Origin of the sequence: Desulfovibrio porci, from assembly GCF_009696265.1 — a bacterium.
GTDB lineage: Bacteria > Desulfobacterota > Desulfovibrionia > Desulfovibrionales > Desulfovibrionaceae > Desulfovibrio > Desulfovibrio porci.
In genome coordinates this window covers 148414-159133 of sequence record NZ_VUMH01000008.1, presented here as the reverse complement: position 1 = coordinate 159133, position 10720 = coordinate 148414, and the positions used below count along the sequence as shown (strand labels likewise).

15 protein-coding genes are annotated in these 10720 nt (G+C 58.0%); 13 read left to right on the top strand and 2 right to left on the bottom strand.

The window, feature by feature from the left end:
* The 3 genes from FYJ44_RS09325 to FYJ44_RS09315 all read left to right on the top strand — a co-directional run.
* A partial coding sequence (locus FYJ44_RS09325) for an integrase core domain-containing protein (protein WP_154508122.1) occupies positions 1 to 106 on the top strand: 106 nt, incomplete at its 5' end.
* A 469-nt stretch (positions 107 to 575) separates the two neighbouring features.
* Positions 576 to 1106 (top strand): putative type IV secretion/conjugal transfer ATPase, encoded by a 531-nt coding sequence (locus tag FYJ44_RS09320; protein ID WP_154511426.1) that lies wholly within the window; start codon positions 576 to 578, stop codon positions 1104 to 1106.
* Complete coding sequence (locus FYJ44_RS09315) at positions 1103 to 2203, top strand: conjugal transfer protein TraW family protein (RefSeq protein WP_154511424.1); 1101 nt, start codon at positions 1103 to 1105, stop codon at positions 2201 to 2203. The genes FYJ44_RS09320 and FYJ44_RS09315 overlap by 4 nt, the downstream gene beginning before the upstream one ends.
* A 20-nt stretch (positions 2204 to 2223) precedes the next feature.
* Here FYJ44_RS09315 and FYJ44_RS09310 read toward each other — a convergent pair whose 3' ends face one another.
* Positions 2224 to 2496 (bottom strand): type II toxin-antitoxin system YafQ family toxin, encoded by a 273-nt coding sequence (locus tag FYJ44_RS09310; protein WP_302556098.1) that lies wholly within the window; start codon positions 2494 to 2496, stop codon positions 2224 to 2226.
* Positions 2497 to 2757, bottom strand: a complete 261-nt coding sequence (locus tag FYJ44_RS09305) for a type II toxin-antitoxin system RelB/DinJ family antitoxin (RefSeq protein WP_154511422.1) — start codon at positions 2755 to 2757, stop codon at positions 2497 to 2499.
* A gap of 82 nt (positions 2758 to 2839) precedes the next feature.
* Here FYJ44_RS09305 and FYJ44_RS09300 point away from each other — a divergent pair, with 82 nt between their 5' ends.
* The 10 genes from FYJ44_RS09300 to FYJ44_RS09255 all read left to right on the top strand — a co-directional run bounded on the left by FYJ44_RS09300 (position 2840) and on the right by FYJ44_RS09255 (position 10708).
* Entirely contained in the window at positions 2840 to 4951 is a 2112-nt protein-coding gene (locus FYJ44_RS09300; RefSeq protein WP_154511420.1) for a DotA/TraY family protein, read from the top strand.
* Between the two features lies 1 nt (position 4952).
* The gene (locus FYJ44_RS09295; RefSeq protein WP_154511418.1) at positions 4953 to 5594 is read left to right on the top strand and encodes a hypothetical protein; all 642 of its coding nucleotides are present in this window, start codon (positions 4953 to 4955) and stop codon (positions 5592 to 5594) included.
* Positions 5591 to 6019 carry a hypothetical protein gene (locus FYJ44_RS14485; RefSeq protein ID WP_195841004.1) on the top strand — a complete coding sequence of 143 codons (429 nt, stop codon included), beginning with the start codon at positions 5591 to 5593 and terminating at the stop codon, positions 6017 to 6019. Before FYJ44_RS09295 ends, FYJ44_RS14485 begins: the two co-directional genes overlap by 4 nt.
* A 47-nt stretch (positions 6020 to 6066) precedes the next feature.
* Entirely contained in the window at positions 6067 to 6537 is a 471-nt protein-coding gene (locus FYJ44_RS09285) for a DotD/TraH family lipoprotein (RefSeq protein WP_195841003.1), read from the top strand.
* Entirely contained in the window at positions 6534 to 7790 is a 1257-nt protein-coding gene (locus FYJ44_RS09280) for a type IV secretory system conjugative DNA transfer family protein (protein WP_195841002.1), read from the top strand. Before FYJ44_RS09285 ends, FYJ44_RS09280 begins: the two co-directional genes overlap by 4 nt.
* 93 nt (positions 7791 to 7883) lie before the next feature.
* Positions 7884 to 8945, top strand: coding sequence for a type IV pilus twitching motility protein PilT (locus FYJ44_RS09275; protein WP_154511410.1), 1062 nt, complete (start codon positions 7884 to 7886; stop codon positions 8943 to 8945).
* Positions 8929 to 9225 (top strand): hypothetical protein, encoded by a 297-nt coding sequence (locus FYJ44_RS09270; protein WP_154511408.1) that lies wholly within the window; start codon positions 8929 to 8931, stop codon positions 9223 to 9225. The genes FYJ44_RS09275 and FYJ44_RS09270 overlap by 17 nt, the downstream gene beginning before the upstream one ends.
* Entirely contained in the window at positions 9225 to 9998 is a 774-nt protein-coding gene (locus FYJ44_RS09265; protein ID WP_229772636.1) for a phosphoadenosine phosphosulfate reductase domain-containing protein, read from the top strand. Before FYJ44_RS09270 ends, FYJ44_RS09265 begins: the two co-directional genes overlap by 1 nt.
* Entirely contained in the window at positions 9991 to 10263 is a 273-nt protein-coding gene (icmT, locus tag FYJ44_RS09260) for an IcmT/TraK family protein (RefSeq protein ID WP_154511404.1), read from the top strand. The genes FYJ44_RS09265 and icmT overlap by 8 nt, the downstream gene beginning before the upstream one ends.
* Positions 10264 to 10288: 25 nt before the next feature.
* Positions 10289 to 10708 (top strand): hypothetical protein, encoded by a 420-nt coding sequence (locus tag FYJ44_RS09255; RefSeq protein ID WP_154511402.1) that lies wholly within the window; start codon positions 10289 to 10291, stop codon positions 10706 to 10708.
* The last annotated feature ends 12 nt before the right edge of the window (positions 10709 to 10720 follow it).

Below are 10720 nucleotides of genomic sequence, written 5' to 3'. Positions count from 1 at the left end.
GAAAAGAACAGCGAACTTGCCGGTCTGGACGCATCGCTACAACTTTGTGCGTCCGCATACGGCTCTTGGCAGAAAACCTCCAGCCTCAAGGCTGAGCGGAGGGTGAACAACGTGTTGACACTCTACACCTAGAGCTTGTCCGGGCAAACCCTAAAATGTCCACTCAAAGCTAAAATTTTTAGGGGTATAAAATTTATTTTTCTAAATATGCCGTATAAATTAAGAGAGTTAAATAGGTAATTTAAATCCCGTCTCCGCATTTTGAAATTATGAGCATTAGCTGTGCTTCTCCGATGTGCTTATCAAAAAATGCCTTAAAATGGAATACGTTTACCCCGCTTTTTCGTCCCACTCCAGTTGCCCAATTTTTCCGAGTCCCGCTCCCTTCTGTCTAATCCCGTCCGCAAACGTCCTCAGCTATCCCGAATTTTTTGGGGTAACTGGCAGGGTAAATTTTTTTCAAAAAAATTTTTATTAAATTATATCAAGTAGATATTTGCCAAAAAAGACTGAGCTACGACGAGGCTCACCGTGTAACCAACAACGTCTCGGTGGCGGGCCAGCTTCAGGCCGACATGACCACAATGGCGCGGGAATCGCGCAAGTGGAACCTGTCTATCGGGCTGTACACGCAGTCCATTGACGACATTCCGAAAATCATCACGGACGAACTTGCCACAACCGTGGTCATCCTCGGCTCCGGCACGGAAAAAAGTATCGACAATATCTCGGAACGCTTCGGCCTGAACGGGGCCTGCCGTCATGCGCTCTCGCGGCTGGGCAAGCCCGGCAAGGCCGGTTCCAATCTCATTGCCCTGTTCAGAACAGGTTCGGGCATGTCCCAGCTTGTCCTCAGTCTGACCATAGGCCCGCAATCACTTTGGGCCTTTTCCACCACCACGGAAGACGTGGCTATCCGCAACAATCTCTATCAGCGCCTGGGGCCGTCCGAAACCCTGCGGCGGCTGGCCGCTCGTTTTCCCGGCGGTTCAGCCAAGGCCGAAGTCGAACGCCGCAGGCGCAAGGTCGAAGACCAGAGCGACGCCGATGGGGAAGTCGTCAACGTCATCCAGGAAATTGCCAACGAAATAGCGAGGGAACTATGAAAAAAGTTCTTTTGGCTTTGCTGATAACGGCTTTTCCGGCTCAGGTCTGGGCCGGTGGCTGCGGATGCGGCTCTGTCAGAGCCATCGTCACGGCGGCGAAATCCGAAACCATTCAGGCGGTAAACGCCTATACCGCTGCGGAAGCGCAGGCCATCCGTTCGGAAATCCTGCTGGCGGCGCAGAACATCATCGGCACCATCAAGACGGAATCCGCCACCATCGTGCGGGCGCTGGTCGCGCTCAAGGAAAGCAATGCCGCCACGCTCAAGGGACAGGCCGTGGCGGGTGAGGCCATGAAAACAGAGGATATGTACGGCAAAGCCGCGCAACCCGCCGGGCTGTGCGGAAGCAGTTCCCTGGGCGCGGGCATCCAGCTCGGCGCTCAGGCCGGACGGGAAATCCACGCCGCCATGCGCGAAAAGCAGCTTGAACACGCCCATACGCCGGGCAAAAAGCCGGTGGAATTTCTCCGGCGTGTGCTGGCGGAAGACCAACCTTCCCAACAGGAAAGTCTGGACGCGCTCTTTCCGCTGGGCGGCACGCTCACGGAAGACCAGGTAGCGCAGGCCCATGAAGCCGTCAAGACGCTCGGCAATCCTCGTCCGCTGCCGGTGGTGACGGAGGAACAGAAGAACACTCCCGCCGGACAGACCTATGCGGCGGCGCGGAAAATCTATGAGGAACGGATAACCGCCGTCATGGAATCCCTGAACAATCATGTGGTCTATCACGCGCCCACGCTGCCGGAGGATGTCACGGCCTGGGCGGAAAACCAGTGGTCGGAAGCGGGTGGGAGCGGCACGCCGCCCGGCATTGTGGACGGCAAGATCTCCGAAGCCGGGCTGTACAGGCTCCTCTCGCAGATGCGCGTCGGCAATCCCAACTGGTTCGCGCAAATAGCCACAGCAACGGATGCGGGGCTTTTGCGGGAGCTGGTCATCATGCAGGCGTTCCAGATGGAACTGACGCGCAAGAATACGGACTTGCTGGACAGGCTGACCGTCATTGCCTCGCTGGACTACCTCACACGTATGGAAGGCACGACGGGCAAGGAAATGGATGACCTCTACACCCGTATGGTCGGCGCACAGCAGTAGGGGGGATGGTAATGCGACAACTACAACGAAAAAAGGTCGGCGTGGGTGCCGGTACGATAAAAAACGCACTCGTTCCCGCTTACTTTATACACAAGAAGCCAATCCGGTTCTATATGCAACTCCCGGTAAGGTTTCCACTCTCCTTTGAGGGCATGGTCACGACAATGCTTGGGCAGTTGTTCCTCGTTAAGCAAAAGCATGATTATTGTTTTCAGCTTTTGCATATCGTAGCCGCGATGTTCCACCTTTCTCAAATCACGGCGAAATTGAGCGGTAAAAGTGGAATTACGCACTTATATCCCCAACTGTCTGAAAAGGTCTTCCGCATCCTTGGCGTGAAATATTTCCTCTCCCCGTTCCGCCTTCTCTATGGTTTCACGGGTCAGGGCATTGGGAATTTCAGCACTGAAAGGCAGGCGCTTTTCATGGGCCACCCTGGTCAGTGCCATGCGGCAGAGGTCGGATACCGTCAGCCCCATTTTCGCAAGCACGGCTGCCGCTTCATTCTTGATGACCGGGTCAATTCTGGCACGAACATAGTCATTGGCAGGCATAGGTCTTCTCCTTGTTTTCAATATTGTAGCTCACATGAGCACAAAGTCAACCTCATTTCCAACACCGGCATAGAGGGCAGTCATGGCCTCATCTGACCTTCCCGCGACTTCGGAAGTCCTGCTCCCGACCGATGCCAGTAAACATATCCTTGATACCTTTCTCGGTCAGGGATGGGATACCTGGGGCACGGGCCTCGGCGGTTCGCAGGCATCGGAATTGATGCTTGAAATGTTCAGCGCCTTCAACCTGATTGCGCTGGCTGTGGTGTCGGCCCTGTTCATCTGGGTGCTGGCCGTTGCCGTGGCCGGGACGGCCCACGAAGGCACTCCTTTCGGAAAGCGTTTCAGCTCGCTGTGGATGCCGCTGCGTTTTGTGGGCGCAATGGGGGCATTGGCTCCCATTTTCAAGGGACTGTCGCTCTTTCAGGTGGCGATTCTGGCCTGCATCGGCTTTTCCATCAACCTCGGCAACTACGTCTGGGAGCTGGGTACGGACTATTTTGTGGAGCATGGTGGGCAGCTTTCTCCCCAGGCTCCGGATCAGAACGTCACTCAGTATGCGTCCATCACCAACGGCGCTCTGGAATCGCTGACACTCCAGTATTACCTGAACGAACGGCGCGGCCTGAACATCACGCCGGGCGGGGAATGGAAGTACAGCGGCAACTGGTTCCGCTCCGGCGGCGAATACAGGTTCATCTTCAACGGCAACGCGGGAAGCATCACGGTTTCCTGCGTGGACGAAAGTGACGCCCTGTGCCGGGGCAAGGTCAATGCCGTGGGCACGGCCATTTCCGCGCTCTCGCCTCTGGCGCAACAGCTTGCCGATCCCGATACTCCGGCTGCATCCATCGAGCCTCGCGCCCTGTACGATGCGGCCAATCAGGTCAACACGACCATCCTTTCCGGTCTGCAAAGCTACGCGCAACAGGGACAGCTTCAAGGCAAGCTCAACGAGTTCAGGGAAAACGCCGCGCAATACGGCTGGTTCATCGCCGGGTCTTCCTACTGGTCAATCGCCTGGATCAATCAGGAAGTCCGGGAAGCCATGTACTCCGGCATCACCTACAGTCCGCATGAGTACACCGTGTCGGAGCTTCAGGCGCTGATGCACGGCCTGCGCGACTATGAAGCGGCAAAGGAGCGCGTGGACAACTACATCAAGACCGCCTACGCCAGCCGGAGGGGCATTTCCGACACCACGGCCACGCCGTCCGTCACGGACGAAGGCCGGGCTTTCGACGAAATCTGCAACTGGCTGCGGGCCACGCTGAATCAACTTGTGGCCGGAAATATCCTGCCCATAGCCATTGAAAAATTGTCCTCCAGCGATCCCATTATGGCCGTATCCGATGTGGGGGACTACCTCATCGGCTCGGCCTGGGGTCTGGCCTCGGCGCTCGGCGTCGTGGATGTGGCGCACTCAATGGGCAAGGCGCTGCCGTTTGTGGGCAAGGCCGTTCCCAATCTGGACAAATATATTTCCTTTGCCTTGTTCACGGTCTTTCTGCCGCTCCTGCTCTATGGCCTGGCTCTGGCTTATTATCTGCCCGCCATTCCGTTCATCCGCTGGATTTCAGCTCTCGTCGGCTGGATTATTCTGGTGGTGGAAGCTCTGGTCGCGGCCCCGCTCTGGCTCTGTGCCCATGCCCTGCCCGAAGGGGACGGCGCTGCGGGACAGCACGGCAAACGGGGCTATTTCCTCCTGCTCGGCATCATCATCCGTCCGCCGCTCATGGTTTGCGGCTTCTTTGCCGCCGTCATCCTCATGAACGTGGTGGGAAGACTGCTCGGCGCGGGTTTCGAGATATTTGTCGGCGGAACCATGCAGACAAAAATCATCGGCATCACCGGCACGTTCTCCATGCTCGTCATCCTCGGCATCGTGGTCATCATGACGGCCAACAAATTCTTTTCCCTTATTCACTATCTGCCCGAACACGTCACCAACTGGATAGGCCAGCAGTTCCACGCCCTTGGCGAGAAGGAAGACCAGGCAGGTGTGAAAAACGTCTTTGTCGGTTCCACCAATGCGGTTTCCTCCGGCGCTCATGGAGCGCGGGAACTGCGCGGCGACATTTCGCGGCAATGGAACAATCCCGGCTCCGGCGCGGGCAACGCCCGGATGTCAACGCCGCAGGCCCCTGCATCCAACGTCAGGCCGGGACTGACGCAGCAGAATTTCAGGAGCTGATATGGATATTTTCGACAAGGAAAAAACCGTCATCAGTTGCTTTGACCTGACCGGCAACATGGTGCGTCCCTGGGCGGAAGCGGGATACCTCTGCTACTGCGTCGATATACAGCATCCGCAGGGAGAAACGCGGCAGGGAAACATTATCCATGTCGGCGCGGATATGCGCGACTGGCTGCCTCCGTTCCGCCCTATCACCTTTGCGGCCTTTTTCCCTCCCTGTACGGATGTGGCTGTTTCCGGGGCAAGGTGGTTCAGGGACAAGGGCTTGTTCGCCCTGTTCCAGTCCATACGTCTGTTCTATGCCTCCATCCGCCTCGCGGAATGGCCACATGCGCCGTACCTCATCGAAAACCCCGTTTCCACCATCTCCACCTACTGGCGCAAGCCGGATTACACCTTCGATCCCTGTGATTACGCGGGCTATCCGGGTGGTGAAAATGACCTGTACACCAAGAAAACCTGCCTCTGGACAGGGGGAGGCTTCATCATGCCGCCGCCCAAACGTCTTGAACCGGTACAGGGAAGCAGGATGCACCGGCTTCCTCCTTCACCGGAAAGAGCGAACCTCCGCAGCGCCACGCCGATGGGCTTTGCCCGCGCGGTGTTTGAGGCGAACTGTCCCGGCTGGAGGTCGGTATGAAAACGCCCGTTTCTCTTTCAAGCCTTCTGGCTGTCGCCGGTGAATCCCGTCAGCACCTGACGGAACTCCGTTCCGGTTTCCGTTCCCGGCTGGCCGCTTTCCGGCGGAATCGCACGACCTCGGAACAGGCCGCGCTGGAAGAAGATTTCTCCCTCGTTCTTGCGGCCTGGGGTATTGCCGACGCGGATATTCCCGGCGTCATCACGGCTTTGTATCTGCGTCTGCCGGTGTTCGCCGTTCCGATGCTGGCCTGCCTCATTACGGCGGCATGGTCGCACAGTCCGCTTTCCTTTCTGTCCCTGGCCTGCATCGCGCCGCCCTGTCTGCTCGGCATGGTCACAACGCTCTGGCGCATTTCCATTTTGCGTCACCGTCGCTTTACGCCGCTGTGCCGCTGGCTGTTGCATTTCCGCAAACGCCCGTAGCGGGCGGGGGCGTGTCTCCCTTAACCTTAAATATAAGGAGTACCTTTGTGTTTTCCAGAACCGTATTGATAGTGTCCTGTCTGGCTCTTGCGGCCTGCGCGGAGAAAACCGCGCCTCCGGTTCCTCATGAAGTCGATTTCGTATCAGCTACGCTTGGACAGGCTGCGGAGCAGGCCCACGGCGAACTCGCCATGCTTGCCAGACTGCGCGGGCAGGGCTTGCAGCCCTTGCTGCCGCCCGCCGATCCCTCGCTGAATCTGCCCGTTTCCCTTGCCTGGACTGGCGAAGCGTCCGGGGCGCTCAAGGAAATCTGTCTGCAACTCGGCTACCGCTATAAAGAGGCAGGGAGTCCTTCCGCGCAGGCTTTGACGGTCGTGGTGCGCGGTTTGAACCGTCCGGCGCATGAACTGCTGGAAGACATCGCATGGCAGATTCAGCCGCAGGCCGTAGTGCGCGTCGATCCGGTCAACCGGGTGCTGACGCTGGCCAGAACTTCCGGCACGGAGGGAAGGTCATGAGTGCCACAGAGAAAACATCCGTGGAAATTCTGCGTCCCACCCCCATGCCCGCGCCCAAAATCGACGACTACAGTTATACGCTGGGATTCAGCAAAGGGTATGAGGCCGCTGATTCCTCCACCGTCTGTTGGGCTTTAGGCTTGTGTGCCGTTCTGGTCATCATTTGCTGTTTTATCGTGCTGTATAATCACCTCAGCCAACAGAACGATATCCTGTCTCGTTTCTGCACTTCCGAAAAAAACAGGAAAGGTGTGTCGAACAACGGCAGATTCTTCTCCCTGCTGCTTCCGCTGGCCTTCACTGTCTGCCTTGCAGGATGCGCCGGAAAACAGAGTGAAGTCGTCACTCCCGCGCCCGTATCGCCGGAAATAACCAATGCGCCGAAGCCTGCCGATGGTGTAACCAAAGAAGGAGCCTTCACTCCCTATGACGCCTCGTACCGGGAAGACGGTTCCGGGCAGTACCTTGCCGTCCATATTCCTGCAGACCCGGCCTCCGGGCCGCGTCACGGCGATCCCGCCGAACTTGCGGGACTGCTGGAAATGACTGGTACGGCGACCGGCAAAGAAAAAACGGCCGTCCAGCTCATGCGGCCCAAAGCCATCCGGGAAGCGGCACGGCTGATCACGTTCCAGACCGCCATGTCCTGGCGTTACGGCCAGCTTGTGGCGGAAACGGAACGCTACAGCGCCGTCATGGACACGGCCTTCAACTTTGCTCCGTTGATGCTCACGCAGGGCGAAGCCCTGATTATGCCGCCTCTGCTCACGCGGGCGGGAGCATCCATGCGCATTGAAGATAACGCCACGGCCACGGCGGCGAAAACCACCTATGAACTGCTGGAACCGGCCAGGTACATCGCGGTTGTGCCCAACTGGCGGGAGTTTCTCATGGCCGACGACTTCCCCGAACCGGAACAGCCCAATCCCGCCGTGCTGCCGAAAAACGCGGAGGAACGCGCCATCTGGCGAACCGCCGTGCGCGAAGCCTGGGAACAGGGGCTGGTCGAAGCCGACCAGCTCTATGCCGACAATGTGTCCCGCATGGCGCGGAGTTATCGCGGCGTCATGCTCTATCACCTGCTCACCGCCCAACATCTCATGAGCCGGGTCAATACCGCGTCCGCCGACCTGGGGACGCGCCGATCCGACAACGGCAACAAGCTGAACATCGGCCAGAAGGTGTACCGGATCACCGCGCCTTCCGCGTTCACGGTCGCGACGCCCGCGTCCCGGAAGAAAGGGGGAAAATAGCATGGGGCCAGTGATTTCTACCCTCATGAACCCCGTATCCGCTGGACGCATAAGGAACTCAATGACCTGCTGCTCTGGGGAACCCATTGCGGCATGTCCGACCTTAATCTGCGCTCCGGTCTGCCCGCATGGATGCGGTTGAACGGCTTATGGCGAAAGGTCACGCAGCGGGCCATCACGACCGATGAGCTGCTGGCCGCGCTGGAGCGTCTGACCAAAAACAATTCCGTGTCCGCGCTCATCAAGTCCGGCCAGTCCGATTACGACTTCGCCCACGAGGTTGAGGAATCACGCGGTCTGCGCCGCCGTTTTCGCGGCAACGCCACACCGGTGGCGGACGGCTATTCAACCGGCGTCAAAATCGTCTTCCGTACCATTCCTTCCATGCCGCCCGCTCTGGAAGACCTGAACGTCGAACAGGGCATCCTTGACCACGCCATGCCGTCCAACGGTCTGGTGCTGGTCACGGGTGTCATGGGTTCGGGCAAGTCCACGCTGCTGGCCGCCATCCTGCGGCGCATCATCGAAACTGGCGGGCGTAACGTCAGCACCTACGAAGCGCCCATCGAGTTTGACTTCGACGCCGTGCCCAACCCCGGCGGCCCTGTCTCGCAAAGCACGATTCCCGAACACCTGAAGTCCTTCCTCACGGCCACGCGCAACAGCACGCGCACGGCCCCGGATGTGGTGCTCATCGGGGAAAGCCGCGATCCCGACACCCTGCGGGGGATGATGGAAAGCGCGGAAATCGGCGTCGCCGCCTATTCCACCGTGCATACCCGCTCCGTGCCGGAAACCTTGAGCCGTATCATCAACGTCTTTCCCTTCGCGGAACGACTGCAAGTTGCTGCCACGCTGCTTTCCAGCCTGCGGCTGGTCATCTCGCAGCGTCTGCTTCCCCTGCCGGACAACAACGGACGTATCGCCCTGCGCGAATATCTGGCCTTTACGCCGGAAATCCGGGAAACGCTGCTGGAAACTCCGCTGGAACGTCTGATTCTGAAAACCGAAAACCTGCTGGCCGCTTCCGGTCAGCGGATTCAGGACGCCGCCCAAACCGCCTACAAGAACGGAAACATCGCCAGGGACAGCTATCTGGCGATTCTGGCCGAACGCAAACACAGGAAAGGAACCGATTATGGCGCAACAGCATAACGACAACATACCGTATTACGAAATCTTCAGCATCAGGGAATACGTCAGGGAAGGAGAGACAAAATCCTCCTGGCTGCGTATCGGCGCGGGCTTCAAGAACAGGGATGATTCCTTCGGACTGATCTTTCAGGCCATGCCTCTGCCCGATCCCAAATCCGGCCTGCTCCGTCTGTACATGCGTCCGTTCCGTCCCGCAACGGAACAGGATGCCGCTCAGGGGGAAGACGCCTTCTATCTGGAGATCGACCCGCTCATGGGCGCTCCGCTGGAGGAGCTGTGATGAAACATCCCGCGAATGTGGTTTCCCTCTCCGGCGGAAAGGACAGTACGGCCATGCTGCTCATGCTCCTCGAACGCGGCGAACCCGTGGCCGATGTCGTGTTTTTCGACACAGGCTGGGAATTTCCCGAAATGTATGAACATCTGGAAAAGCTCGAAGCCTTTACCGGCCTGAAAATCACGCGCCTGCGTCCCAGAATGCCGGTAGATATGGAAACGGACAAGTCGCCGTTTGACTGGATGTTTTCCGAATATCCGGTGGCCAGGCGGGGAACACGTCAGGTGCACATGATTGGCCGGGGCTGGCCAAACGCGCCCGTTCGCTGGTGTACGGGCCGCAAACGGGATGCGCTTCACGCGCATTTCCTGGCGCTCACCCACCGGAGTGGCCTTGAACTCCCCCTGCGTCAGTGTATCGGATTCGCCGCAGACGAACGGCATCGACTGGACGGCGTGACAAAAAAGAACAGCGCCTACTGTGTACAACGGTATCCGCTGGTGGAATGGGGCGTCACGGAGGCCGACGCGCTGGCTTACTGCTACAAACGCGGCTTCACCTGGGGCGGACTGTACCATTTCTTCAGTCGCGTCAGTTGCTTCTGCTGTCCATTGCAGCCCCTTGATGAACTGCGGACACTTCGCGGTTACTTCCCTGACCTGTGGCAACGGATGCTGACGATGGAATCCTGGCTGCCGGAAAACAGACGGCGTTTCAAGGATTCCAGCGTCTCTGCCCTGGATGCCCGCTTTGCGGAGGAGGCGGATAATGGCTGATGTTCTCTGGCGCGATACCGCGCTCACGCCCAAAATCTTCATTCTGGACGCCCGCGCCGTCTTTCCTCTGGCCCTCTGGCTCTTTCATTGGGCCTGGTGGACGGCGGGGCTGGCGCTTGCCGCGATCCTCGTCCTCTACCTTGTCCAGCGCACCGGCATGACGCCCATTGCCTGTTTCCGCGCCATCCGCGTGGCCTGCATGGGACGGAGACGCGAAACACGAAACACTGAAAACCAGTGGCGCAAACGCTGCCGCTGGCAGTAACCCTCTCACTAAAAAGGTGATCAATATGACCCATTACGCCATGCTTTTGAATCTTGATGAAGCCAACGCGCACTCCCTGCGAAGAGATGAACTGTTTCATCACATTCTTCAGGGCAGCATTTTGCGAAAAATCCTGCTTGGTCACGGTCAGACCGAGTATACAGCCATGAAAAACTCCCTTGATGCCATGCTGGATAACGGTCTTCTTGAAATCTGCGAATGTGACGGCGGCGTCGCTTCCATTCTGAAGGGCAGTACGTCAGGCAGAGAGGCTTTCCGTCACCTCTGGCTGCATGATGAAGAAAGTGAATCCATGCCCATCCTCCATACTCTGCCCGGTCATGAGTTTGCCATGCAATTTTGCCGTAAATACAGCCTTCCCGGAGAAGCTGAAACTGAGCTGTCCTCTTTCTTCAATATATTGTTCAAGAATAACGAACAGTAACTACAAAGGGAT

Bases quoted from the DNA above. Each gene is read 5' to 3' on its own strand.
- FYJ44_RS09315 (WP_154511424.1), top strand. From the start codon at position 1,103: ATGAAAAAAGTTCTTTTGGCTTTGCTGATAACGGCTTTTCCGGCTCAG.
- FYJ44_RS09265 (WP_229772636.1), top strand. From the start codon at position 9,225: ATGAAACATCCCGCGAATGTGGTTTCCCTCTCCGGCGGAAAGGACAGT.
- FYJ44_RS09300 (WP_154511420.1), top strand. From the start codon at position 2,840: ATGGCCTCATCTGACCTTCCCGCGACTTCGGAAGTCCTGCTCCCGACC.
- FYJ44_RS09295 (WP_154511418.1), top strand. From the start codon at position 4,953: ATGGATATTTTCGACAAGGAAAAAACCGTCATCAGTTGCTTTGACCTG.
- FYJ44_RS09275 (WP_154511410.1), top strand. From the start codon at position 7,884: ATGTCCGACCTTAATCTGCGCTCCGGTCTGCCCGCATGGATGCGGTTG.
- FYJ44_RS09270 (WP_154511408.1), top strand. From the start codon at position 8,929: ATGGCGCAACAGCATAACGACAACATACCGTATTACGAAATCTTCAGC.
- FYJ44_RS09255 (WP_154511402.1), top strand. From the start codon at position 10,289: ATGACCCATTACGCCATGCTTTTGAATCTTGATGAAGCCAACGCGCAC.
- FYJ44_RS09280 (WP_195841002.1), top strand. From the start codon at position 6,534: ATGAGTGCCACAGAGAAAACATCCGTGGAAATTCTGCGTCCCACCCCC.
- FYJ44_RS09320 (WP_154511426.1), top strand. From the start codon at position 576: ATGACCACAATGGCGCGGGAATCGCGCAAGTGGAACCTGTCTATCGGG.
- icmT (WP_154511404.1), top strand. From the start codon at position 9,991: ATGGCTGATGTTCTCTGGCGCGATACCGCGCTCACGCCCAAAATCTTC.
- FYJ44_RS14485 (WP_195841004.1), top strand. From the start codon at position 5,591: ATGAAAACGCCCGTTTCTCTTTCAAGCCTTCTGGCTGTCGCCGGTGAA.
- FYJ44_RS09305 (WP_154511422.1), bottom strand. From the start codon at position 2,757: ATGCCTGCCAATGACTATGTTCGTGCCAGAATTGACCCGGTCATCAAG.